We start from the raw sequence: 24556 nt of genomic DNA on the forward strand, positions 1-24556 counted from the left end.
AAATGTAGCCCGCCACAGTCAGCGGGCCGGCTGAAATCAGCCTGAAAGAAGATTTACCGGAAATACATTAATGATGAGGGTAATACACAACACATCCCGGATGCAGTGGCAAAGAAGAATAGAAAACTCCGGGCGAATTTTCTGTCTACATACTATCCGTTATTTCTCTTCCAGCATCATTTTACGGTGCATATCGATAATGCTCTGATGCGCAGCTGAGTTTGCATTATCCATGCTCTCATGCGCAAGAATGGCACGTTCATGCTCATTCATCAAAGAGACAGAAACACGGTTATCAGTGTTATCTGGTGCTGTTTCAGGATGCTGCTGTGCCCATGCGGACGAAGCGGAAATCAGGATCATAAGAGGGATAAGCATTACTTTTTTCATGGTGGCAGTCCTTAACGTTGAATGTAAAAGAAGAATAAACAATTACCAGCCGGGTTTACCTGTGGCCTTAGTGATGTTCATCGTACAGAAGAAAAAAAGTTACGGCGAAAAATGACAGAAATGTAATTTATAAACAGTGCGTTCCAACATTACACAATTGTAATCACACAAAGTCTGTAGCTGTGGTAGCTTTCCGGTAACAAAAAATTTTTCATCCTGAACGGTAAGCACGGCTTGTGCTTCCGATGCGGAGAGAGCCATTCTCCCGGGATAACAGGAAATTGCCGGAGTTCAGTCATGCAGCTTAAAAGTTCACGACGTAATTTCATTAAAGGGATCACTGCCACTGGCATTGTGGGCGGACTGGGCCTGCGAACATTCGATGCATTCTCGGCGGTAAGCCTGATGCAGTCCCGCACACTTACCGGCACAGACTTTGATCTGTTTATTGGCGAGACGCCGCTTAATATCACCGGTAAAACCCGGTATGCAAAAACCATTAATGCCGGCCTGCCAGGCCCTCTGTTGCGCTGGAAAGAAGGCGATACCGTTACATTAAGAGTTAAAAATCGCCTTTCTGAACCGACATCAATTCACTGGCATGGCATTCTTCTGCCAGCGAATATGGATGGCGTACCGGGACTGAGTTTTCATGGTATTGAGCCGGACGATACCTATGTTTACTCCTTTAAGCTAAAGCAGAACGGTACATACTGGTATCACAGCCATTCCGGCCTGCAGGAGCAGGACGGTGTTTATGGCCCGATTATTATTGATGCTGCTGAACCAGAACCGTTTGTCTGGGACAGCGAACACATAGTCATGCTTACCGACTGGTCTGATGAAAAAGCATCAGACATTCTCGCTAAACTGAAAAAGCAGTCCGATTATTACAACTTTGCGAAACCTACCGTTTCTGACTTTTTCCGTGACGCCAGGGAAAAAGGTCTCGGCAGTACCTTGTCCGATCGGAAAATGTGGGCAGAAATGAAGATGAATCCGACGGATCTGGCAGACGTCAGTGGTGCCACATATACCTATCTCATGAACGGACAGGGGCCTGGAAAAAACTGGACAGGGCTGTTCCGTAAAGGCGAGAAGGTACGCCTGCGTTTCATTAACGGTTCCGCCATGACCTACTTTGATGTGCGCATTCCAGGGCTGAAAATGACGGTCGTGGCGGCTGATGGTCAGTATGTCAAGCCTGTTGCTGTTGACGAGTTTCGCATCGCTGTGGCCGAAACTTACGATGTAATCGTGGAGCCGGCTGAAGATGCCTACACTATTTTCGCGCAGTCTATGGACAGAAGCGGCTACGCTCGCGGCACGCTGGCTGTCCGTAAAGGGCTTTATGCTCCGGTACCAGATCCGGATCCACGCCCCTGGCTAACTATGGACGATATGGGGATGGGCGGGATGGATCACGGCAGCATGGGCGATATGGATCACAGCCAGATGCAGAGCATGAATAACGACACCATGACAGGCATGGATGGTAATGCTATGCAGGCTATGGATGGCTCAGCTGTATCCGGAGCAGCAGAAAGTATGCCGGAAATGGACCATAGCGCCATGGCCGGGATGGATCACGGCAGTATGAGTGGCATGGGGGACATGCAGAAACATCCTGCATCTGAAACAGACAATCCACTGGTTGATATGCAGGCCATGATGCCGGCGCCTAAATTAAGTGACCCGGGCATTGGTTTACGTAATAACGGCAGAAAAGTCCTTACGTATGCCGATCTGAAAAGCACATTCGAAGATCCGGACGGGCGTGAGCCGTCGCGTACCATCGAGCTACATCTCACCGGACATATGGAAAAATTCGCCTGGTCATTCAACGGTATTAAATTCTCCGATTCAGAACCGGTTACGCTGCGATATGGAGAACGCGTGCGTGTGGTGCTGGTTAACGACACGATGATGACGCACCCCATTCACCTGCATGGTATGTGGAGCGATCTGGAGGATGAGGACGGTAATTTCCTGGTACGCAAACACACTATCGATATGCCTCCGGGCACCCGCCGAAGCTATCGGGTGACTGCCGATGCACTCGGGCGGTGGGCTTATCACTGTCATCTTCTTTTCCATATGGAAACCGGCATGTTTCGTGAAGTCCGGGTTACAGAGTGAGGTAGCGATAATGTCAGTTTCAGGATGGAATGATATGACAAAGTATTTTTCACGTTCCGCTGCAGGATTGCTGGCCTGCACTGCGTTTGCCGGAGCGATAGTGATGCCCGCGTTTGCAGCACCTACGGGATCATCTGACAATATACAACAGCATGATATGTCAGGCATGGACCATTCTGCTATGCAGGGAATGGATCATGCGTCAATGGAAGGAATGATGCATGGGGCATCCGGTATGGAGGGTATGGAATCCATGCAGCCCGCGGCGCCAGCAGAAAGCCGTACACTCATTACGCCGGTTACGGAGGCGGACCGTAAGGCAGCATTCCCGGACGTACATGGGCATAAGGTTCATGACAACAGCATAAATTACTTTGTGCTTGCCGATCAGCTGGAATGGCAAAAAAACAACAATCCGGGTGGCTTCAGCTGGGATGTAAGCGGCTGGGCTGGCGGGGATATCAATCGACTCTGGTTACGTAGCGAAGGTGAAACCACCCGAGGTAAAGCCGAATCCGCAGAAGTTCAGGCTTTATGGGGACATGCTCTGACACCCTGGTGGGACGTGGTTGCCGGTGCCCGGCAGGATTTCAGGCCCGGAAAACCGCAAACCTGGCTGGCTGCTGGTTTTCAGGGCATGGCGTTGTACAACTTTGAAAGCGAGCTGACTGCGTTTGCCGGCGAGCAGGGACGGACTGCGCTCAGGCTGGAAGCCGAATACGATGTGTTGCTGACCAATCGCCTGATCCTGCAGCCTTCCTTTGAGGCAAATATTTACGGGAAAGATGATGAAGCACGGGAAACCGGTAAAGGCCTTTCCAGTACCGAACTTGCTCTTCGCCTTCGCTATGAAGTGAAAAGAGAATTTGCACCTTACGTGGGAATTTCGTGGAGCCAGTTCTATGGCAATACTGCTGATATGGCTGCCCGTGAAGGTGAAAAAGATAATGAAGTGCGCTTCCTCCTCGGGGCTCGCATGTGGTTCTGATGCAGTTAATTCAAACAAAACAGGTATTATTATGAAACATTCATCTGCCAAATATTTCTTTGCTTTAGTTGCTTCTGTCGCGACTTTCGCTGCACAGGCGCATCCGGAACTTGCGTCTGCTGTCCCTGCTGATAAGTCTCAGATAACGGCACCGTCTAAACTGGAACTGCATTTCACCGAAAATCTGGTAACGAAATTTTCCGGCGCACGTCTTGTAATGACCGCCATGCCGGGCATGTCTTCTCATGCGCCAATGCCCGTTGCGGCGAAAGTCTCAGCGGGCAGCGATCCGAAAACGATGGTTATCACACCGGCAAAAACTCTGCCTGCAGGAACCTATAAAGTGGAGTGGCGGGCGGTATCTTCTGATACTCATCCCCGCACCGGCAACTACAGTTTTAGCGTGAAGTAATACCATGAACGATCAGACTTTTATTATCATCCGTTTTTTTCTTTACCTTGATCTTATGCTTCTTTTTGGCCTGCCTTTATTCGAAATTTATGGGGTAAAGGGAGTATTGAAGAAATCGGTATCGTTATTCAGTGTCTGGTCGTTCTTTTTTACGCTTATCTCTGCTGGCATGGTTTTGTCCCTTGCAAATATGCTGCTTGTCGCTCAGGCCATGAGTGGCGTCAGTGATCCCGGCGAACTGACTCTGCATATTATGGAGATGGTTGTCGGGGAAACTGCTGTGGGCATGAGCTGGGTTATCCGCTTCGCTGCGCTGGTCATGGCGTTTATCGGACTTGGCCTCCGGCTCAGGCATGTAGGGCTGTCACGTTATGTGCTTACCCTGTCCGGCGGTATAGCACTTGCTACACTGGCATGGGGCGGACATGCAGCAATGAATGACGGCATCAGCTACTATCTTCATCTTCTGAGCGATATTATTCATCTGACTGCGGCCGGGGCCTGGATCGGTGCACTGGCGGCTTTTACTCTGCTCTTATGCATCAAAAAGGCTGAAAAGGCTGTCTATGCCAGCCAGCTGGCCGCAGCGCTGTCGGGTTTTGCCCGGGCCGGCACGATCATTGTGCTGAGCATTGTCATCACCGCCGTGGTTAACTTCGTATTTATGGTTGAAAAGCCTCTGAGTACCCTGCCGGGCAGTGACTATGGTCTGCTGCTGCTGATAAAAACTGCTCTGTTTTTTCTGATGCTGCTGCTGGCCGCCGCCAATCGCTTCCGGCTTACACCGCGACTGGAAACGGCCCTGCGTCAGGGCCAATATAAGATGGGTATTTACCTGATGCGTAAAAGCATTATCACGGAATTTACTGTTTCGGTACTGATACTGGCAACCGTCGCCTGGCTGGGCACGCTGTCGCCGGGTACCGGTATGGAATAACGACTAACCGTAGCCTGCAGGAAAGCTGCCCATGACCACTATGCTGATCGTTGAGGATGAACTGAAAACCGGTACCTACCTGAGACAGGGGCTTCTGGAAGCGGGATATGATGTAACCCTTGTAAACGACGGGCGTCAGGGACTGGAGCATATCCTGCGACAGCATTATGATCTCATTATTCTGGATGTAATGCTGCCCTCAATGGACGGCTGGGATATTCTTCAGCAGATGCGTATGGCCCGGCACGAAGAGCCCGTGCTGTTTCTGACTGCCCGGGATAACGTCAGTGAAAAGATTAAAGGTCTCGATCTTGGCGCGGATGACTATCTGCTCAAACCCTTTGATTTTGCCGAGCTACTGGCGCGTATCCGCACCCTGCTCAGACGCAACCGTACGCAAACGTCCGGTACGCACCGCATTGCTGATTTGGTTATGGATGTCACCCGCCGGAGTGTGAGCCGTTCCGGCAAAAAGATACATTTGTCTGCTAAAGAATTTGTGCTGCTTGAGCTGCTGTTACAGCGGACCGGAGAGGTGCTGCCAAGGAGCCTGCTTTCATCTCTGGTCTGGAATATCAATTTTGAAAGCGATACCAATGTGATTGATGTGGCCGTCAGACGACTTCGCAGTAAGGTGGATGATGACTTTACACCAAAGCTTATTCACACGGTACGGGGTATCGGATATGTGCTGGAGATACGGGAAGAGTGAAGCGTAACTGGTCTCTGACATCACGACTGAGCATAATTTTTGCCGGCGTGATGATGTCCGTCTGGCTTCTTTCGAGTGTGCTGCTTGTAGCCGCCCTCAGCAGTTATTTTCGTCATCAGGATGCCACATTGCTGACCGGAAAGCTTGAGCTTGCCACAGAGCTTCTTGAGGGTGAGGTGCACGCCGGAAAGCTCGACAGCGCATCGCTTGCACGAAAGCTTTCGGATGCCATGGTTGGTCACAGCGGACTTTATCTTTCCGTTAAAACAACTGATAACCAGATGCTGGCCGACTATTCATCTCCCGGTTTTTTGGTGCCTTATGAGCGGTTTAGCGGCGAAGCTACCCGTCCGGGTATTATGCAGACGGTGGAGGAAGACAGCAGGCGTTATAACGTTATGGTCAGAAAAATTAATGCGAAGAGCGCAGGTAAACTAAACGATGTACTGATTACGGCAGCCTATGATACCAGCCTTCATGATGAGTTTATCGGTCAGCTTAAAAGATGGCTGGTCTGGTTTAATGTCGCTCTGATATTTATCTCCGTTTTTCTGGGATGGCTCGTCACCCGGATGGGACTCAGGCCTCTGAATGAAATAAACCGGCTTGCCTCGGCGATTACGATTAACAGCCTGAGCAAACGTCTCCCTGGCCATAATCTGCCAGCCGAACTGAAGGTAACAGTAGCTGAATTTAACAGCATGCTTGAACGGCTGGAAGATTCATTTAGTCGTCTGTCTGAGTTCTCTTCGGATATCGCGCATGAACTGCGTACCCCTGTCAGTAATCTAATGATGCAGACTCAGGTTGCGCTGTCACGTGAACGTGATGCCGAAAGTTACCGTGAGGTGCTTTTTTCAAATCTGGAAGAGCTGAGCCGGCTCGCCAGAATGAGCAGTGATATGCTTTTCCTGGCTAAATCTGAAAACGGGCTGATGCCTCTGGAGAAACAGGACGTTTCGTTAAACGCAGAGCTGGAAGAGCTCCTCGATTTTTTTGAACCGCTTGCCGGTGACAGCGGCAAAACGCTTTCTCTGCAGGGGGAGGCAGTTGTCAGAGGCGATCGCCTGATGCTGCGTCGTGCAATGAGTAATCTGATAACTAACGCCATAAAATATTCATTACCCGGATCAGCCATTAATGTGCTGGCTGAACACCACGCCGGCAGGGTTTTTATACATGTCTCTAACCCCACAGAAAATATCAACCGGGATAGTCTGAACCGGCTTTTTGACCGCTTTTACCGGGGCGACGCTTCCCGTCAGCATAATACGGACGGTGCCGGGCTGGGGTTGTCCATCACCCGTTCTGTTTTACTGGCTCATGAGGGCGATCTGCAGGTTTCCATGAACAATAATGTAATTACGTTCACGGCCATGATACCGGCTCCCCGGGAGGTGTCTTAACGTTTTACCAGCAGGTCGGCAATTTTCATGGTCTTGTACTGCCTTAGTATCAGTAATAGGTTTCCCGGCACATTAAAGGATATCGGGAAAATCTGAAGTCTGAATCCAATACATGAAGGAGTGACGTTATGAAAAAAACGCATTTTGTTTTTGCTTCACTGATTTTTGTTCTGCCGGCTGCCGTTATAGCTCAGCAGCCGGACTCAAAGATGTCCCAGGATATGAATATGTCTCCGGCTTCAAAAGAGTACATGTCTGGTATGCAAAAGATGCACAGCGGCATGATGAATGCCATGAAGGAGCAGGACGCTGACAGAGCGTTTGCCTCGGGCATGATTGAGCACCACAAAGGGGCTATTGCCATGGCCGAAACGGAACTGAAATACGGGAAAGATCCGGAAATGAAGAAGATGGCAGAGGACATTATCAAAGCGCAAAAAGGTGAAATTGAGCATATGGAAACGTGGCTGAAAAAATAATCCTCTTCCGCTTTGGGGTCTGTTAACGTAAAGCAGGTTTCTGGCGGAGGACCTCTGGGAATCTTTCATGAGAAAGTAATATAACCTGTCTGAACCTTCGCCCCGGGTCCAGCATTCATTTTTCAGGCGAAATGGTTCTCCGGGGCGAAACAGGGTGCTTTACTGTTTTTTCAATGCATAATCCAGTTTTTCCATATCGTTAACGACAATTTCTTGCTCGTCAGCTGTCAGCGGAACTTCCTCCAGATAACGCTTCACTGAAGCCTTACTTTCCAGCAACAGGCCTCTGGCGCTTTCTTTAGGAAGGTTAAAATCGCACCCGATACAGGCCATACGGTGAGGGCAACTGCTCCAGAATGGGTTCGTACAGAAAGAATCCCCTAAATCGTAATAGGTTGCCGGTCCGGTCAGGCTGACAGCTTCCAGATCATGATCGATTAGCACGCTCATCATATGCGCCACCCGGTCCGCCTTCACAAAAGACACAGCCAGCTGGGTAGGACGTATACGAATATAATGCATGGTGGACTGAGGCGTAGAATGACCTGACCACTGCATCAGCTCATACAAAGACATGCCCTGCGGAACACTGGCCAGGGCTGTAACTGCTGAAGCGCGCCCCCGATGGCTGGTAATTGGGCCCCGGCTGTCTTCCACAGGCACACCCGCTCTGGCACAGAGAACCGGGATGACAGTCCGGTTTATGACATCCCTGCCGACAGGTTTGCCCCGAAACTGAAACAGGAAGCGGACTTTTTCACCGGTACGCTCATCCGTAAGAGCTGCCTGTTCCTGTGGACGTTCGCTGAGCCAGATATCAACGTACTTTTTCACGACGGCAGAGATAGGTTTTACAAAGGCTTTAGACGTTTTTCCTGCCGGTACGCTGAGGTAGCAAAGCGTTCCTGCCAAAATGATGTTACCATCCTCCTGCCTGATATCATCCGCCTGCAGAGTGATGCAGCCAGCAGTAAGACGCATTAACTCGTTCTGGCGCAGCCCGGCATGTGTCCAGATAACGGCCATCGCCTGCAGCATGGACAGAGGATAGTGAATGTCACTCAGGAGATCTTCATGGCGCAGATTGAGGCTTGCCCAGATCAGCTTCAGCCAGACCGGATCATCAATGACGCGGGGATTTACACTCTGACGGAACAGTGGAGTGCCAGGCGTAGAGAGATGTCGTGCCGGACTGAATTTCAGTCGCCCCCAGCCCCAGTTTTCATAATCGATCATGAAACGGCGAACCGCATACACAAATCCGCTACGGGAATTCGGCAGCAAGGGCTCACCTATCCGGGCAGATTGCCGGGCACCTCCTCCGGTGCCCAGTGACAGCTCGCCCACCTTCATTCGTCCAACTGCCGCAATAAAGCTGGCACAGGTTTCCATTGTCCAGTCGGCCGGTTCGTGAATATCCGGATATTGCCGGGCAAGCCACAGCCCACAGCGGAGAATAAAACTGTACTGGTTCTCCCGTGATCGGGGGCGAAGCACTGACGTATCCCTCCATTTCCGGCACCACCTGACCCAGTCTGCCGCGATACCTTGCGTGGATTTTTCATGCCATTCTTTATAATTCCGCATACGCACAGAATTTTTTATGATGCCCATTGCGGCAAGTGCGTGTGAAACCCTGCCAGCTGTTTTTGCTATTCCCCGGTCGTGATAATTCTGCGCCCGCCACAGCAGATCGATCGTAAAGCTTTCAAGTTGAGGATTGTTATTCATCAGCATCAGTACGCCGAGTATGGCTGACAGAGCATTTTTCTGGTTCTGACTTTTATACCCAAGAGAAACCAGAACTTCAGTCAGACGGCTGAGCTCCTGACTAAAAATGTTCTGTCCAAAAATGGCTCGGGCATACAGCGATGGCGCGCCCTGATGCGGCAAACTGAACGGAGAAGAAAATGGGCCAAGATGAAAGGCAAAAGCGGCAAGCAGCGGCCTGCCTGATTCATTCTGCTGTAACAGAGAAATCCATTTTTCCTGCGGCCACTGCCAGCAGGGTTTCCCTGTCCGGTGTGTTTCTGCCAGAACTGAAAGAATTATGATTCTAATCAGCCTGTCACTGGTTCCACTGCGAGTGGCAATATCCTGCAAAGGCATCAGTAACAATGACAAAGAACCCGGCTGGTTGAGAGCGTCTGATCTGCGATAGCCTGTACTTAGCGCTGCCCGTTCTTCATCAGTGAGCACATCATTCAGCTGATAATTTGTACGTTCAAAGGGGCTGTAAGTACAAATGATTACTTCTTCTTTCATCAGCGAATCTCCGTCTGAAAAATAAGGCCGACAACTTTTCGATCAATTTCAGCTACTGCAGCGGCCATCCGGCCAGCTAAATCAGAACCTGAAAGATGGATGTAAATCTGGGTAGTACGCGGATCGCGGTGTCCTGCGTATGTGGCTAGTTCATGGAGTTTCCATCCAGAGCGTGCCAGGTGCGTCAGGCGAAGATGGCGGAAGGTATGTGTGGTGATTTGTGGAAGGCCTGCATCAAGAGCCCATTTCCGGACAGTTTTACTCCAGTTCCAGAAAGACAGGGGGGCACCGTGGTTACGATCAGAAGACGAGCGAAACAATGCACCTCCACGGTAACCCGCGAGCCGTAACTGCCGGAAATGATTTGCCAGCACCTGTGTTACGGCGGGACTGTAGCAGACTATCCTTTCCCGCCTGTTTTTCGTCGTTTCGGCGCGGACACGAATCAGACGATGAGCAGGGTCGATATCCTCAAGCGCCAGGGCTGTCACCTCTGCACGGCGGAGTGCACCAAAATAGGCAAGCGCGAGCATCAGCCGATCACGCAGGGAGGCAGTTGAAACATGTTTAAGAAATCTCAGCCATTGCTCATCATCAGGAATAACGGGCAGACGTGTGATACGGGGAACCAGACCACGTCCCGTATAAGCACTCCCCGGCAAACCCGCACGGGGTAATGGATTGAGACTGCATATATCCTGATAAACCAGAAAGTCATACCAGAGACGGATCGCAGAAAGGCGCAGCTGGAGCGTGGCGCTGGCCGCGGGAAAAGGCATGCCGGGTAACTGAGGGCGGATGTAGACGGCCAGGTCTTCAAACCGGGCCTTTTCAGGTTCAATGCTGTTATGGCTGCAGAACGCAAAATAATGGCTGAGGGCACTGCGGTAGGCGGAGAGTGTGGCCTGAGCCCGGCCCAGGTCGGACAGCAGTTTTAGCCAGCGCTCCGCCAGTACCAGAACGTCCTCATTTGGTGGAATCATCATGGTGTTTACCTCTGATAGCAGCATTGCTGCTCAAAGATTAGCCAGTCGATGTTGCATTCCAATTAACTTACTAGAGTTCATAGTTAGAACTAAAAACGTGTACGCCGTTATCGCGAAAATAGCGTTCATGCTTAAACCAGGGAGCCGCCATTTTTATACCCATGCGCTTTGCTTCAGCTGAACGGGCAATCACGCAGCCATTATTGTTTGAGACCACAGCGATAGGTTTCCCACGCAAATCGGGCCGGAATACGGTTTCGCAGGATGTGTAAAGTTGTTAGGGTCTGCCAGCACGAATAGAGAAAAACTCTCTTAGTGATTACTGTTTATGCATACAGTACATCTAAAAAGAGAAATATGTCTTAACCGTTGACGTCCCATTTTGGGATTGTTATGCTGGTCCCAATTTGGGACCACAGGGAAAGCCAGTGCGGATTATATCAATCGCCTCTCTCAAACAATTCCGGGAGACGCATAATCAGGCGGAGCAGCCCCTGAAAGCATGGGTAGATGAAGTCAAACAGGCACAGTGGAAAACGCCACAGGACATCAAGGACAAATACAGGTCCGCAGATTTTCTGAGTACCAATCGGGTGGTATTTAATATCAAAGGCAATGATTATCGACTGATTGTTGCAGTGGCTTACAGGTTTCAGGCGGTCTACATCAAGTTTGTTGGAACGCACGCTGAATACGATAAAATAGACGCAGATACGGTGGATATGTGATGACTTACAAAATCAAACCGATTCATAACGAAGCAGATTACGAGGCAGCTCTGGCCGCTGTATCCCCGCTGTTTGACAATGAGCCGGAGCCAGGAAGCGCAGCCGGAGATTTTCTGGAAGTAATGATCCTGCTTATTGAAAAGTACGAGCAGGAACACTATCCGATAGAAGCACCCGATCCAGTAGAGGCGATTAAGTTCCGCATGGAGCAGATGGGGCTGACGGCGAAAGACCTGGTGCCTGCGATTGGACGCCCAAACCGGGTTTATGAAGTACTGAACAATAAGCGTGCGCTGACGCTTCCGATGATCCGTAACCTGCATGAAATGTTTAATATACCGCTGGCATCGCTGGTAGGCGCAGCGGAGCCCAAACGGATACAAACGCAGTAACCAAAGCCCGCCGCATGCGGGCTTTTTATTCCTGCAGCATATGGTTGCAACCCAGCCTGGACAAATCGGTAAGGCACAGGTCACTATGCCACAGAAAGAAAGGTCGAAATCTGCCATCAGAGTACAAGCTCGCCGTTGCCAGACTGCTACTGCAGCGCTGGAGACGGGATCAGCAGCAGTCAGCGCAGGACATGCTCGTCATGAGCTGTAATAGAGAATGGCAGTATGGCAGCAGGTCTGAGAGCACCACGAGAGGCCAGAGCGCTTAAGCAGCTTACTTAGTGCGGATTATCGTACCTGGCCTGAAAATGGTTTCACAGGAGGCGTAAAAATTGTTGGCATCAGCAAGCGCAAACATCGCTATTCTCCTGCAGGTCCGGTGAAACCCTGGCCCGCGATATCATTGAGCGCATAAGCCACCACGCCCCACACCGGCAGCAACTGGTTCTCATCGAGCAGAACGACAGCCCCGGACATCTCCAGCGACTGCAGTGCCGGAACGGGTTTCAGCAGCAATCTGCGCAGCACCAGTTCACCCTCATATTCCGCCACAATAATCTGACCGTGCCGCGGCGTCAGTGCCCGATCAACTGCCAGAACTGAGCCTTTGATAATACCCGCCTCCGGGCAGGCTGTATCACTGCGCATCAGGTAGGTTGACCAGCGTGACAATGCTATGAGCGCAGTTATCTCTCTTTCGCCAAGGTTTCCTGCAGCCAGCGGATAAAGGTTTCGGTCTTTGGCCAGCGTCTGTCGGCGCGGGTAGCGATGTAATACCGTTCTCTGCACAGCAGCGCCAGCCGGGGGAAAGGGGTTATCAGTTCGCCAGAGGCGATACGCTGTTTCAGCAGCGTCTTACGTCCCATCGCGATGCCGGCATGGTTTATCGCTGCCGCAACCGCAAGCTCTGCCTGATCAAATTCGGCACGGCGTGCTGCCGTGATATCCACGTTAAAGTGCGTTGCCCACAACAGCCATTCATTTGCTCCGGAATCCACCCCCCACGCCTGACGATCGTGCAGCAGGCGACAGGCCCGCAGATTCTCCGGGCAGTCTGCCAGCCTGAATTGTTCAGCGTAGCGCGGGCTGCATACCGGAATAATATGTTCATCCATCAGCGGATCGAGATGAAACCTGTCCGGCACGTCAGCATCAAAACAGATGGCCAGGTCAGCTCCCATCTTATGCAGATCAACCGGTTCGTTTCCGGTATTAATCACAAGATCGATAGCAGGATGGTGTTCCAGAAAGGACGCCACCGCCGGTGCAAGCCAGGCGTGCGCAAACGACGGGCGACTGTATACCGTAAGCCTTCCGCTGGAACCCTGATTCCTGATGCCCTGAATTTCCCGGTTGAGATAGTCGAGTGACGTACTCATTGCATTGAAAATGCGCTCACCTTCTTCGGTCAGCAGTACCCTGCGGTGTAAACGGATGAACAGGGCGATGCCGAGTTCTTTTTCCAGCTGGCTGATACGGTGGCTGACTGCACTGGGCGTCAGCGACAGTGCAGCCGCTGCTTCGGCAAACGAGCCGTGGCGGGCAGCCGCTTCAAAGGTGAAAAGACGTCCCAGCTGGCCACCCTTTATTTCACGCATTGCAGAGGACAATTTTTTACCCTTGTCAGTTAACAGGTTGATAGAGTGACTAATTTGTTAAGCTGGTGTGCGCATAACAGATAAAGCACGTAATGCGCGATTATATTTTGGGTTAGCTGAGCTCATGTTAAGTTGAAGAACTATCGTTTGTCACCCTGCAAACGGGTGCATTTAAATAGCACTCTATTTCCTTTTTATGCGCAATGCTGATTGAGAGTGACCATGACTGATTTAACTGAAAAACTCCGGTCTGTGCCGGTGGTAAGCGATCTGATCGCGCTACGTGAAACCCTCTGGTTTAACGACAAGGTAACGACGGCAGACAGGGGACTTCTGCACACGGGACTGACGCGCAAAGATGCTGAAGATGCCGAAGCTCGTCTGCGTCGCTTCGCTCCGCTGCTCGCCGCTGCCTTTCCGGAAACGGCCGGGAGCGGCGGGATTATTGAGTCAGATATGGTGCCTGTACCCGCGATGCAGGCGCGGCTGGAACAGAGTGCGCCGCTGCCGGGCAGACTCTGGCTGAAAAAAGATAGCCATCTGCCCATTTCAGGGTCAATCAAAGCGCGCGGCGGCATTTATGAAGTTCTTGCCCGTGCGGAGAAGCTGGCGCTGGAGGCGGGCCTCATCACGCCAGACGATGACTACAGCCTGCTGCTTTCGCCGGCGCATCGTCAGTTTTTCAGCCAGCATAAAATAGCCGCAGGTTCAACGGGCAACCTGGGCCTTTCGATCGGCATAATGAGCGCCCGGCTCGGGTTTCACGTTACCGTACATATGTCGGCGGATGCGCGTCAGTGGAAGAAAGAGATGCTGCGCGGGCACGGGGCAGACGTGATTGAATATGAGCAGGATTACGGCGTTGCCGTAGAGCAGGGCCGCAAAGCGGCTGAGTGCGATCCCGCCTGCTTTTTCATTGATGATGAAAATTCACGCACGCTGTTTCTGGGCTATGCCGTGGCCGGGCTGCGCCTGCCAGCACAGCTGGAAGAAAAAGGCATTACTGTCGATGCGTCCCATCCGCTTTTCGTGTATCTGCCCTGCGGCGTGGGGGGCGGACCGGGAGGCGTCGCTTTTGGCCTGAAGCTGGCTTTTGGCGATAACGTCCACTGCTTCTTTGCGGAACCTACGCATTCACCCTGTATGCTGCTGGGAATGAGTACCGGTCTGCACGATCGCATTGCGGTACAGGATATCGGCATTGATAATCAAACCGCTGCGGATGGGCTGGCGGTAGGGCGCGCTTCCGGCTTCGTAGGGCGGGCGATGGAGCAGCTGATCGACGGCTGCTATACGATCAGCGATCGGACTCTGTATGACCTGCTTGTCATGCTGGATGAAACGGAAGGCATTCAGCTTGAACCCTCCGCGCTGGCGGGCATGTCCGGACCCCAGCGCGTCGCGGCAAGCCCGGATTATCTGGCGCAGCGGGGGATCACCCCGCAGCAGCTGCAGCAGGCCACGCATCTTGTCTGGGCAACCGGCGGCGGCATGGTCCCCGCCGCTGAAATGCAGCACTACCTCGCTAAAGCCAGGCGCTGATAAACGCATGCAGCAGCAGGATCCTCTCCTGGCAGGGGACGGTGACGATTGACGGGCAGGGCAGCCACGCGAGCTGCCCGGCCGCCGTTACAACCCCAGCGCAGTCAGCCCCGGATGATCGTCCGGACGCCGTCCCAGCGGCCATAAAAATTTGCGTTCGCTCTCTTTGATAGGCATATCGTTGATACAGGCAAAACGACGCTTCATCAGGCCATCGCCCTCAAACTCCCAGTTTTCATTGCCGTAAGAGCGGAACCAGTTACCGGAATCATCGCGCCATTCATACGCGTAGCGAACGGCAATGCGGTTGCCATCAAACGCCCAGAGTTCCTTAATAAGACGGTACTCAAGCTCTTTTTTCCATTTACGGGCCAGAAACGCTTCGGCTTCTTCACGATTATGGGCAAATTCGGTGCGGTTGCGCCATTGCGTGTCCGTTGAGTAAGCCAGTGCGACTTTGGCGGCATCGCGGGTGTTCCAGCCATCTTCGGCCAGGCGCACTTTTTCCGTTGCCGTTTCGCGGGTAAAAGGGGGAAGCGGCGGGCGCAGGTGTGCATCAGACATAGTAAAACTCCTGTAAATTCCGGTTGATGAGTAAAAACAGGGTGCTGAGAAAAAAGTTTTAAGAAACCTGATCCAGTAAAATTTTTGCCACGTCGCGTGCGTCGTCGGCAGCGCTCCCGCTTCCCATGACATAGGATGCGGTAATGGCGCCCTCTATCAGAATCAGCAACTGCCTCGCCAGCGCGTCGGGATGCACAACATTCGTCTGTTTGCTGAGCTCAAGTACGTAATCCAGTAATTTCTGTTTGTGGATTTTCGCTATCTGGCGCACTGCGTCGTCAGGATTGCCTGTCTCACCGGCGGTGTTAATAAACGCGCAGCCGCGGAAACCGTCTGACTCAAACCAGCTTTTCAGCACGGTAAACATATTCAGAATGCGATCCTGCGGCGTTTTGCCTTGATCAGAAGCGGTTCTGAACCACGCCATCCATTGCTCATCGCGTGCGCTCAGCGCGGCTGATGCCACCTCTTCTTTACTGGTGAAGTGGCGATAAATACTTTTTCTGGCGACGCCTGAGGTCTTCACCAGAAGGTCCATGCCCATAGCATGAATACCGTTCTGATAAATAAGCTGCTCAGCACTCGTGAGGATTTTTGCCCGGGTATTGCCTGTTGTTTTGTTCATGGCTCTAAGGTAGAACGATCGTTCTACCTCGTCAACGTTTTTTTGACGCACAAACGAGTCAGATTCATTGCGGCATTTTTTTGTTAACGTCTTCAGACAATATTATTCATCGTCAAAACCCTGCTGGAATAGACAGCTTTATATGAAAAACGCACCGGTTCAGGCAGCTATGAAGTTCACCTCGCTGTTTATACCAGGTTAAGCCCTGAAAGCCGGATAAACCTGACCAGTCGCGCCCGGATAGATCAGTTTCTTACTCAACTGTGAGCGGGGAGATCCGTTAACGTTCGCTTTTACTTTACGCATGCCTTCCACGCCGATCGTCCGCTTTGTGCCAAAAGCGGATATTGCTTACATCGTGCTATATTAGTTTACTGGAAGCAGGTCTGGATGAGATGACCCCGAGGTCGTGACGGTACTTAGAGATGGATTGACGCACGTATGCTATGAAAAGTTTTTAGCATAAACGTTGAACATGACGAATTCTGTTTTGATAACTCGACCATCTGAGGCAAACAAAATCAAAGGGGATAGTGTGGTTTAAATCAATCTGATGCGAGCTTTAAATACATCCTATCTAATTTTTAATAGAATATTATCTGCAATAAAAAATATATACATTTTAAATAATTTCTATATGAAATTTAATGAGTTCTAAGGCTTGTGTCTAATGATAAAAGATGATGAAGGGTAGAGCTCTGGGTTAAGGTAAAGAAAAACATGCGGTTAGTAATGTCTATCAAAAAAACCGTAGAAATAGCTAGTAATTACAACTGTATGCATATACAGTTATTGGCGTGGTTAACATAGTTATATTCAATGCTGTAAATGTGAGCGCTTTGGTTTACTCGCTATAGAACAAGGGGTTATAATCTGAAAAAGTAATCTCTATGGACTAGGAATGTTTACTGACCCGAACAGCGACCCGAAAGTATGGGAGCAATATTTTAAGAGCATTATCCGTTTACACTATAAGCCAGCTAATTGCTGCGATTTGCCTGATTCGCAAAATGGTGATTTCGGCATTGAATGTTACACTCTATCAGGCCATGTTTTCCAATGCTACTTGCCCGAGCAATCAAGCGATGTTGAAAAATTAGTTAAAGCACAGCGTAGAAAAATAAGTACTGACATTTTAAAGTTCACAACTAAGTATAAAGCTGATCTTGAATTGTTGTTTGGGGAAACTAAAGTTAGTAGATGGATTTTGGCTACACCTTATAGTAAATCTGCAAAACTTACGCAATATTGTACTCAGAAATCCTTAAAAGTAAGAGGACTGAAATTACCGTATGTTGCAGATGACTTCCAGATTTTGGTGCAAACAGATAGTGACTATATAACTGAGAGGGCACTTCTTCGAAGAACGAACTATCAGTTAAATTTAGATCTTAGTAACTCTACTATTGATCATGCAGTATCATTTATTAATGAGCATGTTGATTTTTTGAATAAGTTAAATTTGAAACTTCCAAAAATTGACCTTTCAGAATCAGTACAGGAAACTTACAGACGTTTCCTAATACAAAAATATCTTGATTATCAGAACCTTATCGATGAATTAAAGCATAATTGGGTTGATATTTACGAAGTTGTATACAAATGCATTCAACAAAGAGAAACGAACTTGGTTGGACTTTCTATGCTTACATCTTCAAGTGCGCAACCTGGCGATAAGATGATGAAACAAATGGAAGTTCTCAAAGAAAATATCGAAAAGGAAATACCCACGCTCAAAGAATCAGATTTAGAAAAAATAAATTGGGGTGTAATATCGGATTGGTTAATTAGGTGTCCGTTAGATTTTTAACATGGTGAAAAATGAATATTAAAATAGAAGATATCATCGGACGACCTTTCACATTTACGCGGAGGCCGGAACATCTCCCATGTGAAATGAGACCTATGTGGCGATCTAGCCTTGTTTTAATAATATTCTTACTTGTTGCTGCAAGAACTGGTTCATGCACATTGAAAAAACTTCATGTTGTCAATTGGTTGTTAAAGTCAGAAAAAAACACCACTGATTTTGCTTTTTGGGTTTTGAATAAAGATAGTGCTAAGCCTGAAGTCAGAATGGATCCGACTTTGGATAGGGCCATTGAGCTTTTACTGGCCGATGGTTTTCTCACTCGCGAAAATGACAAGATGAAGTTGACAGACAAAGGCGATATTTGTGCGGTCAATTTGCTTGCATTAGACGTCTTTAAAAAGGAATGTATTTCCTTAAGAAAACATAAAAAAGGTTTGACAGAGGCTAATATAACCAAAATATTTCAGGCGGGATGATATGTCTTTTGAAATAATTTCTCTTAAAATAACAGTTAATACTATCGATGGACTATATGGCATTGATATCCCTTTCTCAACCGGCCTATTTCTTTTACGCGTTGAAAACTCACATGGTAAATCAACGTGCATGAATGCCATTGCTTATGCACTTGGAATGGAAAAGGCTTTAGGCTTAGGTGGTGCTAAAATACCCTTCCCCCCATCCTTAACTAGAGCACTGACTAATAAGGATGGTAAAGAAGTCAGTGTGGTTAAATCATATGTTGAATTAACAATAAGAAATAATAAAAAAACTGTTGCGAAACTAAAGAGAAATATAGCAGGTTTTGAAAATGACAATCTTATAACTATTGATGAGGTTAGTTCTGGGGGCGATCAAAATAATGGCTCATATTTTTTACATCTTGAAGGCGATACTAAAAGAGAAAGGGGCTTTTACTTTTGGTTTTCTAAATTCCTTGGTTGGGAACTTCCACAAGTTCCGAACCATAATGGTAAAGATACCCCCTTATATCCGTCGGTTCTTTTTCCTGCATGGTTCGTTGAGCAGAAAAAAGGTTGGTCATCTATCCTTGCTACAATACCAACTCAATTTGGCATAAAGGAATCAAAGAAAAGGGCTTTAGAGTTCTTACTTTCTTTAGATGTCAATGATAATGTATTAGAGCGAAGCACCATCAAAAATGAAATAGATACTATAGGCTTTCAATGGAAGTTTATAAGGCATAATGCGGAGATTGTTGCAGCTAAAGTTTCTGCAATTGTTTCAGGAATCCCTGAGCAACCCGAAGTAAAGTTCGATACTTATAAAATGGATCTGATTTTAAAGGAAAAAGATTCCATTATTGCAGCGATTGATTATCGGGTTAAACTCGAAGCCCAGCTAAAAACTCTTAATAGTGAGTATGTTCGTCCTGTGGATGATGAAGAACTTCAGAAAGAGGTTGTCGGTATTATTAGTTCTAAACTGGATGAAATTAATTCATTAGAGCTCGATTTGCAAAAAATAAGCGATCATAAGAGCTACATAGCGCATCAAATCACCTCTACAACAGGCAGGCTAAATAATCTTTTGGATGATAAAAGGAAATACGAAGATCTTAAAAAAATAGCTTCCTCAACTGTTTTTGATAATACTCATTTGAACAGTAATGAGTGCCCGACTTGCGGGGCACCTTACAGTGATAACTTGCTAGATCTTTCACCGCAAGATAATCTCATGACTTATGAAAGTAGTTTAAATTTCATTAAAGAGCAGATTAAAGCTTTTGAATTTGTTTTGGAAGATAGCAAAAACCAACTTAAATTTAAAACATCAGAGCAGATAAAAACACAAGAGACAATCGCCGCCATAAAAGTCGATATAAATAGACTAAAGAAAAGAGATGACTCATCACTTGCCTTGCAAGAAGATATTTTGAGAAGGAAAATAAATTTAGAAAATTCAATTGATAATATAACTAATGCCTATGCGGCACTGGCTGAAATAAAACTTGAATTAAATGCTTTGCATGCAAAATACGTCAAGCTTATTTCTAAAAGAAAAGCACTACCGCAGAGCATACTCTCAGCTAAAGATGTTGAAAAATTGAATCTATTAAAATCCGGAATGGTAAATAGACTTAATAAGTATAATTTCACCAGCTTTGCTGCAAGTCTTATTAGCATCTCAGAAGATACATACCTCCCTACTAGAGAGGGCTATGACATTGGCTTTGACACTTCGGCTAGCGACGGAATAAGAATTATCTGGGGGTATTTGTTAAGCTTGTTCTCTGTTAGTAGAGCATATTCTACAAATCATCCTGGGGTGGTTATATTTGATGAGCCACGCCAGCAAGAAGCAAATAAGGTGAGTTTCGCAGAGTTATTAAGAGATGCGGCGAGATCGGCTTCAAGTGGTGGACAAATAATTTTTGCGACATCAGAGGAAGAGAGTGTGCTTGTTGATGCATTGAAAGGTCATGACTACAAGATAGTATCTTTCGATAAAAATGACGGCAAGCTGATTCGTAAACTGGATGCATAAATAAGCTACATTTCTTTGCATGTAATCCGAAATGACTGATCTATTATGCTCTGCCAGCTCTGAGGCTGGTTAGAGCACATAATGCCACTGCATTAAAACCCATCTCTGAAGTGGGCAGGCGTGATGGGGTGCTAATTATTATTTATTCGTGTCTGAGCGCCTCGCTGTGAGGTTTTTTAGTATTGCTTTTTGCGCAGTGATGTCGGCGTGTGGCGTTGCTGAAGGGCTTCTGATGCGGGATAGTTAAAAGCCCTCTTATAGCGGCTGCGCGGTTTTGGTTGAACATGCGTAGAATGATTTCTGTACAAAATGTCCGCTTCTCGCTCATAGCGGACCTTAGAACTACGTCAGTCCGCTTTATGCCAGAAACGGACATCAATGCACCTTTAAAAGATGACAAAACCTGATTAGCGATTATTTACTTCCTGAGCCTTTAAGAAAGCGGGGCGACTCGTTGATCTTAATATGTAGCTATCAATCTCTTCGGTGATTTCCAATCCGCACAGTTTTGCCCATAACAACGTATGAGAAAGAAAAATATCGGCCAGTGTAAAGTTGTTGCTCGCAATCCATGTTTGAGTCGGCTTAAAGCGAATCTGAGAGATGACTTTATCTGCTTCCTTACTGAAATAATTCATTAAATCCGGGGAACGCTGATTTTCGGGAGTGAAGACAATATGTTTGAGCAGACTCCATACGGGGGCTTCCAGATCGGATAGCGTGAAGCTTAACCACGAATTTACAGAGGATTTTTCTTCATCGGTTGCGGGATAAATAGAGATGTTTTTATGTTGTTCACACAGGTAAATACAGATCGCTAAGGTTTCACTGATTGACACGTCACCATCGGTCAAAAAAGGCACTTTTCCCAATGGATGGGGTGATCTCACCTCAGAAGTAGGGTTCAAAAGATCGACTCTGATGGACTCGTAATTCACTCCCATTTCTTCAAGAGCCCAGAGTACTCTTAATGATCGGCTTTTGGGGTAGGTATAGATCTTCAATTGAATATCCTTTTGCTGTGGAAAAAATTTTATAAGGTAAGTGGGCAGCTCATGTCAAAATTTCCGCTCTTCGCTCACAGCGGCCCTTAAACTTCATTATGTTAAGAAGGTGACTGAACACACTCGGCCTCGCAAGGAGCGTGAATAACGCCTAATTTCTACGTTTCTCTCTGCCGTTCCGCGAGTGCATGTTTTGCTGCGCGTGATGCCCATTCATCAGATTGGTCCAGGTGTTCAATCTCGGTTTCTGCTATCGGCGTGACACGGATCAGCGGAACTGAGCCAAAAGGTAAATTATCAATCCTGCGGTCATCAAGACTGAGAATGATTCGGGTCAATGGGTGATATTCGTCTGTAAGCGTACAAAACAGGATTGCGCCATATTTTTCAACATTGTCAGTAACCTGATACCCATCTGCAATGAGATCGCCCAAACTAATTAAGAGAGATGCCCAGTCATCCATCGGATGGCTGATGGTAGTTGAAGCGTCTAATTCCATGAAAAGTTCGCAGCCTACGCCATTTTCCGGGTCAGCAATGCCGGCCCAAGGCGTCGAGAGGCCATCGGTGGCCAGCGTAAATGTCGTTTTGCTCTTAATGTTGAGTACTCGACGATGGGGCCCGAACCAGTTCGTCTGGTTGTGTACGTTTGCGTCATCTCGTTCAGCTATAAAGTCATCTGAGACACTGCCATGCCTTTCCCAAAAGGCTCTTCTTGCTATAGCGGCGGCCTCATAAACTGGGTCTTGAGGACCGCGCGGCACGATTGTCTTATCGAACAGTGTATCAACTGTAACGCGCCCGCGTATTAACGGTATTTTGGATCCTGTCCAGCGAACGATGACCTTATTAAAAGGCTGTAAATGTGATGCTTCAATTTTCTCGACAACCTCCCGGACCGTTTGAAGGGCGTGGTTCCCCTCTGCAATGTGACTCCCATCTGCATACATGTAGCCTCCAGTTAGTGAGGAGACGCCAGCCTGTTCGGTTATAAAGAACCATTCTCCGTTCACAGCGCCAACGGGTGCCTTGCCTAAGGCCGAGCGCAAGTCTCTTGCCGCATCAGCGTTTGAATATGCTGTCATGTCTGCCCTTTAGCTTCACGTTTTAGGTATTTTTTGTAATTTACATTCCAAGCCCTGCGCGCCAAAGTGGCGCGCAGGTAGTCGAGAACATGAATAAATGGCGACTGTTTATAAAAATATTCTTATGGATGCAAAAGTGCCAACGTCCGCTCCTCGCTCACAGCGGACATTGGCCAGGAACCCATACTTCTATGTTGTCCCGCCTTTCAACTTATGAATTTGCTGTTCATCGCTTATCCATGTCGATGGCTTCGCTAACGCACAGGCATACTTCGGTGCCGACCGAAGCAGCGTGCCCTCATCATCATTAAACTGTCCGTAAATTAACAACGGAGCGGACCATGATTGCAGTACTTTTTGAGGCAGATGCCCTGCCAGAGGCTCAGGAAAGATACCTTCAGCTCGCTTCGGACCTGAAGCCTCTCTTATCCGACACGCCCGGCTTTATTTCAATTGAGCGTTTCCAAAGCCTGACTACGCCCGGAAAGATTCTTTCTTTGTCGTGGTGGGAGGATGAGGAGTCTGTAGCCGGATGGAAGCGGAATGTAATGCATCAGGCCGCCCAGAAAGAAGGTAAGCAGTCGATTTTTTCATTCTACAGAATACGGGTAGCCAGCGTATTCCGTGATTACTCTTCTGATAAGGGAACAAATCAGCATGTATGACATTCACGTTATTCTAAAAAACAGCCCGGGCTCACTTGGTTCACTGGGTAGTGTACTGGGTGAAAACGGAGTGAGGCTTGAAGGCGGTGGCGTATTTGCAGGAACTGAAGGCGGGCACGCACACTTCCTGGTTGAAGACGGCTATAAAGCACGCAAGGTGTTGACTGAAGCCGGTTTTGACGTGTGCAACGTGTGCCGTCCCTTGGTAAGAAAATTACCTCAGGAACGGCCCGGAGAGCTGGGAGAAATAGCTGACACAATTGCCCGGAACGGCATCAATATTCTGGTACAGTACAGCGATCACAGTAACCGGCTCATTCTCATTACGGATGATGATGCCCGGGCAGCCGAAGTAACCCGAAGATGGGCAATACCTTCTGAATGAACCTCGTTAAAACAAAGCGCGACATTGAGCCAGATGATGTTCTTGAAACATCAATGGCAATGGTGGCTTCTGCGCTGTCTGATCCGTCAAGGGTAAGCATTCTGTGCGCCCTGATGGACGGGCGCGCATGGACAGCTACAGAACTTAGCGTAGTGGCTGGCATAGCAGCCTCTACGACCAGCGGACATCTGAACAGACTTCTCAGCAACGGTCTGGTCATTTGCCTGACGCAGGGGCGTCATCGCTATTACAGCCTTGCGGGCCATCATATCGCCGGACTGCTGGAAAACCTGATGGGAGTTTCCATGGGTACTTCCAAAGCTCCCGTTTCCAGTACGCCGGTCTATCTGCGTTATGCGCGCACCTGCTATGACCATCTGGCAGGCGAGCTTGCTGTCAATATTTATGAATTTATGCTGCAGGAAAAATGGCTTGAAGCAGATGGCTCGGAACTGACATCAGCCGGCAAAATACATTTTGAGAAAATGGGCGTTTTGCTTAACTCTCGCACACGACGCAAGCCCTGTTGCGGCTGTCTGGACTGGAGTGAAAGACGTTTCCATCTCGGCGGTGACGCTGGCTCAGCCCTGTTTACACTTTTCCTGCAAAAAGAATGGGTAACGCGTACACAGGGGTACCGTGAAGTGAACGTAACCGATCCAGGCCGGGTTGCATTATATCGGCTGTTTAAGCTGAAGATAACCTGAACTTGAGTCATATACCGGTTAACTTGATGAGGTGACTCAAGATGCCTTCATCTGACTCTTCCATTTTACGTAAACGGTCCGTTCCTCGCTCATAGCTGCCGGTCAAGTACCTCGCCTTCAGCATGATAGTCCACCACCTCTCGCTAATGGACATAAAAACCTGAACGTCCAGGTAGGGGAGGGAATTACGTGACACCGGGTTATTTGCCGACAGTTCTGCGACCGC

At 48.6% G+C, this 24556-nt stretch carries 25 protein-coding genes and 1 pseudogene; 16 read left to right on the forward strand and 10 right to left on the reverse strand.

The annotated features are described in order from the left end of the window. Positions 1-159: 159 nt before the first annotated feature. Positions 160-378 (reverse strand): hypothetical protein, encoded by a 219-nt coding sequence (locus B3041_RS02900; protein ID WP_139074164.1) that lies wholly within the window; start codon positions 376-378, stop codon positions 160-162. A 309-nt stretch (positions 379-687) separates the two neighbouring features. Here B3041_RS02900 and B3041_RS02905 point away from each other — a divergent pair, with 309 nt between their 5' ends. The 7 genes from B3041_RS02905 to copM all read left to right on the forward strand — a co-directional run bounded on the left by B3041_RS02905 (position 688) and on the right by copM (position 7463). Then, on the forward strand, positions 688-2529 hold the full coding sequence (locus B3041_RS02905; protein ID WP_065647970.1) for a copper resistance system multicopper oxidase: 1842 nt from the start codon (positions 688-690) through the stop codon (positions 2527-2529). Positions 2530-2632: 103 nt separating this feature from the next. After that, positions 2633-3517: a copper resistance protein B gene (locus B3041_RS02910; protein ID WP_283341426.1), complete on the forward strand. Its 885-nt coding sequence runs from the start codon at positions 2633-2635 to the stop codon at positions 3515-3517. Positions 3518-3548: 31 nt separating this feature from the next. Then, entirely contained in the window at positions 3549-3929 is a 381-nt protein-coding gene (copC, locus tag B3041_RS02915; protein ID WP_065647972.1) for a copper homeostasis periplasmic binding protein CopC, read from the forward strand. A gap of 4 nt (positions 3930-3933) precedes the next feature. Further along, entirely contained in the window at positions 3934-4866 is a 933-nt protein-coding gene (gene copD / locus B3041_RS02920; protein ID WP_065647973.1) for a copper homeostasis membrane protein CopD, read from the forward strand. A gap of 31 nt (positions 4867-4897) precedes the next feature. After that, positions 4898-5578, forward strand: a complete 681-nt coding sequence (locus B3041_RS02925; RefSeq protein WP_065647974.1) for a heavy metal response regulator transcription factor — start codon at positions 4898-4900, stop codon at positions 5576-5578. Then, positions 5575-6984, forward strand: coding sequence for a heavy metal sensor histidine kinase (locus tag B3041_RS02930; RefSeq protein WP_065647975.1), 1410 nt, complete (start codon positions 5575-5577; stop codon positions 6982-6984). Before B3041_RS02925 ends, B3041_RS02930 begins: the two co-directional genes overlap by 4 nt. 128 nt (positions 6985-7112) lie before the next feature. Beyond that, positions 7113-7463, forward strand: a complete 351-nt coding sequence (copM, locus tag B3041_RS02935) for a CopM family metallochaperone (RefSeq protein WP_065647976.1) — start codon at positions 7113-7115, stop codon at positions 7461-7463. 159 nt (positions 7464-7622) lie between these two features. Here copM and B3041_RS02940 read toward each other — a convergent pair whose 3' ends face one another. The 3 genes and pseudogenes from B3041_RS02940 to B3041_RS02950 form a co-directional block, all read right to left on the reverse strand. Beyond that, on the reverse strand, positions 7623-9728 hold the full coding sequence (locus B3041_RS02940; protein WP_065647977.1) for a tyrosine-type recombinase/integrase: 2106 nt from the start codon (positions 9726-9728) through the stop codon (positions 7623-7625). Next, on the reverse strand, positions 9728-10714 hold the full coding sequence (locus B3041_RS02945) for a tyrosine-type recombinase/integrase (RefSeq protein WP_065648044.1): 987 nt from the start codon (positions 10712-10714) through the stop codon (positions 9728-9730). The genes B3041_RS02940 and B3041_RS02945 overlap by 1 nt, the downstream gene beginning before the upstream one ends. Positions 10715-10787: 73 nt before the next feature. Further along, a pseudogene (locus B3041_RS02950) lies at positions 10788-11008 on the reverse strand (DNA polymerase V subunit UmuC); the annotation flags it as partial. 134 nt (positions 11009-11142) lie between these two features. On the opposite strand from B3041_RS02950, the gene B3041_RS02955 reads away from it, so the two are divergent. Then, on the forward strand, positions 11143-11442 hold the full coding sequence (locus tag B3041_RS02955; RefSeq protein ID WP_065647530.1) for a type II toxin-antitoxin system HigB family toxin: 300 nt from the start codon (positions 11143-11145) through the stop codon (positions 11440-11442). Further along, a complete protein-coding gene (locus B3041_RS02960; protein WP_065647529.1) occupies positions 11442-11834 on the forward strand; it encodes a helix-turn-helix domain-containing protein in 393 nt (130 codons plus the stop codon). Before B3041_RS02955 ends, B3041_RS02960 begins: the two co-directional genes overlap by 1 nt. A 360-nt stretch (positions 11835-12194) precedes the next feature. Here the strand turns inward: B3041_RS02960 and B3041_RS02965 are convergent, their stop codons facing one another. Both B3041_RS02965 and dsdC read right to left on the reverse strand, forming a co-directional pair. Continuing rightward, positions 12195-12482, reverse strand: coding sequence for a S24 family peptidase (locus B3041_RS02965; protein ID WP_292969101.1), 288 nt, complete (start codon positions 12480-12482; stop codon positions 12195-12197). Between the two features lie 38 nt (positions 12483-12520). Beyond that, entirely contained in the window at positions 12521-13474 is a 954-nt protein-coding gene (dsdC, locus tag B3041_RS02970; RefSeq protein ID WP_414692353.1) for a DNA-binding transcriptional regulator DsdC, read from the reverse strand. Between the two features lie 180 nt (positions 13475-13654). On the opposite strand from dsdC, the gene B3041_RS02975 reads away from it, so the two are divergent. Continuing rightward, complete coding sequence (locus B3041_RS02975) at positions 13655-14974, forward strand: D-serine ammonia-lyase (protein ID WP_292969105.1); 1320 nt, start codon at positions 13655-13657, stop codon at positions 14972-14974. Between the two features lie 87 nt (positions 14975-15061). On the opposite strand, the gene B3041_RS02980 is transcribed toward B3041_RS02975, so the two are convergent. Then, entirely contained in the window at positions 15062-15538 is a 477-nt protein-coding gene (locus B3041_RS02980; RefSeq protein ID WP_292969108.1) for a nuclear transport factor 2 family protein, read from the reverse strand. A 58-nt stretch (positions 15539-15596) separates the two neighbouring features. Then, complete coding sequence (locus B3041_RS02985) at positions 15597-16163, reverse strand: TetR/AcrR family transcriptional regulator (protein ID WP_292969111.1); 567 nt, start codon at positions 16161-16163, stop codon at positions 15597-15599. 901 nt (positions 16164-17064) lie between these two features. Between B3041_RS02985 and B3041_RS02990 the strand changes: the two genes are divergently transcribed. Genes B3041_RS02990 through B3041_RS03000 form a run of 3 tightly spaced genes read left to right on the forward strand, consistent with a single transcriptional unit; the run spans position 17065 to position 20484 of the window. Then, a complete protein-coding gene (locus tag B3041_RS02990; protein WP_292969114.1) occupies positions 17065-17973 on the forward strand; it encodes a hypothetical protein in 909 nt (302 codons plus the stop codon). Positions 17974-17984: 11 nt separating this feature from the next. Further along, entirely contained in the window at positions 17985-18452 is a 468-nt protein-coding gene (locus B3041_RS02995) for a serine/threonine protein kinase (RefSeq protein WP_292969117.1), read from the forward strand. Between the two features lies 1 nt (position 18453). Next, positions 18454-20484, forward strand: a complete 2031-nt coding sequence (locus B3041_RS03000) for an AAA family ATPase (protein ID WP_292969119.1) — start codon at positions 18454-18456, stop codon at positions 20482-20484. 407 nt (positions 20485-20891) lie between these two features. Here the strand turns inward: B3041_RS03000 and B3041_RS03005 are convergent, their stop codons facing one another. Then, entirely contained in the window at positions 20892-21488 is a 597-nt protein-coding gene (locus tag B3041_RS03005; RefSeq protein WP_292969121.1) for a glutathione S-transferase family protein, read from the reverse strand. Between the two features lie 158 nt (positions 21489-21646). Beyond that, a complete protein-coding gene (locus B3041_RS03010) occupies positions 21647-22573 on the reverse strand; it encodes a hypothetical protein (RefSeq protein WP_292969123.1) in 927 nt (308 codons plus the stop codon). 341 nt (positions 22574-22914) lie between these two features. Between B3041_RS03010 and B3041_RS03015 the strand changes: the two genes are divergently transcribed. From B3041_RS03015 to B3041_RS03025, 3 genes are read left to right on the forward strand one after another with little or no spacing between them, the layout of a single operon-like run. Beyond that, complete coding sequence (locus B3041_RS03015; RefSeq protein ID WP_292969125.1) at positions 22915-23238, forward strand: antibiotic biosynthesis monooxygenase family protein; 324 nt, start codon at positions 22915-22917, stop codon at positions 23236-23238. Next, a complete protein-coding gene (locus B3041_RS03020; RefSeq protein ID WP_292969127.1) occupies positions 23231-23623 on the forward strand; it encodes an amino acid-binding protein in 393 nt (130 codons plus the stop codon). The genes B3041_RS03015 and B3041_RS03020 overlap by 8 nt, the downstream gene beginning before the upstream one ends. Further along, positions 23620-24330 carry an ArsR/SmtB family transcription factor gene (locus B3041_RS03025; RefSeq protein ID WP_292969129.1) on the forward strand — a complete coding sequence of 237 codons (711 nt, stop codon included), beginning with the start codon at positions 23620-23622 and terminating at the stop codon, positions 24328-24330. The genes B3041_RS03020 and B3041_RS03025 overlap by 4 nt, the downstream gene beginning before the upstream one ends. Positions 24331-24556: the final 226 nt, after the last annotated feature.

Origin of the sequence: Pantoea sp. UBA4549 (assembly GCF_002387285.1) — a bacterium.
GTDB lineage: Bacteria > Pseudomonadota > Gammaproteobacteria > Enterobacterales > Enterobacteriaceae > Pantoea > Pantoea borealis.

Coding starts and splice junctions, on each gene's coding strand:
- copM (WP_065647976.1), top strand. CDS start 7,113: ATGAAAAAAACGCATTTTGTTTTTGCTTCACTGATTTTTGTTCTGCCG.
- B3041_RS02905 (WP_065647970.1), top strand. CDS start 688: ATGCAGCTTAAAAGTTCACGACGTAATTTCATTAAAGGGATCACTGCC.
- B3041_RS03015 (WP_292969125.1), top strand. CDS start 22,915: ATGATTGCAGTACTTTTTGAGGCAGATGCCCTGCCAGAGGCTCAGGAA.
- B3041_RS02995 (WP_292969117.1), top strand. CDS start 17,985: ATGAATATTAAAATAGAAGATATCATCGGACGACCTTTCACATTTACG.
- B3041_RS02940 (WP_065647977.1), bottom strand. CDS start 9,728: ATGAAAGAAGAAGTAATCATTTGTACTTACAGCCCCTTTGAACGTACA.
- B3041_RS03025 (WP_292969129.1), top strand. CDS start 23,620: ATGAACCTCGTTAAAACAAAGCGCGACATTGAGCCAGATGATGTTCTT.
- B3041_RS02925 (WP_065647974.1), top strand. CDS start 4,898: ATGACCACTATGCTGATCGTTGAGGATGAACTGAAAACCGGTACCTAC.
- B3041_RS02985 (WP_292969111.1), bottom strand. CDS start 16,163: ATGAACAAAACAACAGGCAATACCCGGGCAAAAATCCTCACGAGTGCT.
- B3041_RS02965 (WP_292969101.1), bottom strand. CDS start 12,482: ATGCGCAGTGATACAGCCTGCCCGGAGGCGGGTATTATCAAAGGCTCA.
- B3041_RS02975 (WP_292969105.1), top strand. CDS start 13,655: ATGACTGATTTAACTGAAAAACTCCGGTCTGTGCCGGTGGTAAGCGAT.
- B3041_RS02900 (WP_139074164.1), bottom strand. CDS start 378: ATGCTTATCCCTCTTATGATCCTGATTTCCGCTTCGTCCGCATGGGCA.
- B3041_RS02990 (WP_292969114.1), top strand. CDS start 17,065: ATGTTTACTGACCCGAACAGCGACCCGAAAGTATGGGAGCAATATTTT.
- B3041_RS02945 (WP_065648044.1), bottom strand. CDS start 10,714: ATGATGATTCCACCAAATGAGGACGTTCTGGTACTGGCGGAGCGCTGG.
- B3041_RS03020 (WP_292969127.1), top strand. CDS start 23,231: ATGTATGACATTCACGTTATTCTAAAAAACAGCCCGGGCTCACTTGGT.
- B3041_RS02980 (WP_292969108.1), bottom strand. CDS start 15,538: ATGTCTGATGCACACCTGCGCCCGCCGCTTCCCCCTTTTACCCGCGAA.
- B3041_RS02960 (WP_065647529.1), top strand. CDS start 11,442: ATGACTTACAAAATCAAACCGATTCATAACGAAGCAGATTACGAGGCA.
- B3041_RS02910 (WP_283341426.1), top strand. CDS start 2,633: ATGCCCGCGTTTGCAGCACCTACGGGATCATCTGACAATATACAACAG.
- copD (WP_065647973.1), top strand. CDS start 3,934: ATGAACGATCAGACTTTTATTATCATCCGTTTTTTTCTTTACCTTGAT.
- B3041_RS03010 (WP_292969123.1), bottom strand. CDS start 22,573: ATGACAGCATATTCAAACGCTGATGCGGCAAGAGACTTGCGCTCGGCC.
- B3041_RS03000 (WP_292969119.1), top strand. CDS start 18,454: ATGTCTTTTGAAATAATTTCTCTTAAAATAACAGTTAATACTATCGAT.
- copC (WP_065647972.1), top strand. CDS start 3,549: ATGAAACATTCATCTGCCAAATATTTCTTTGCTTTAGTTGCTTCTGTC.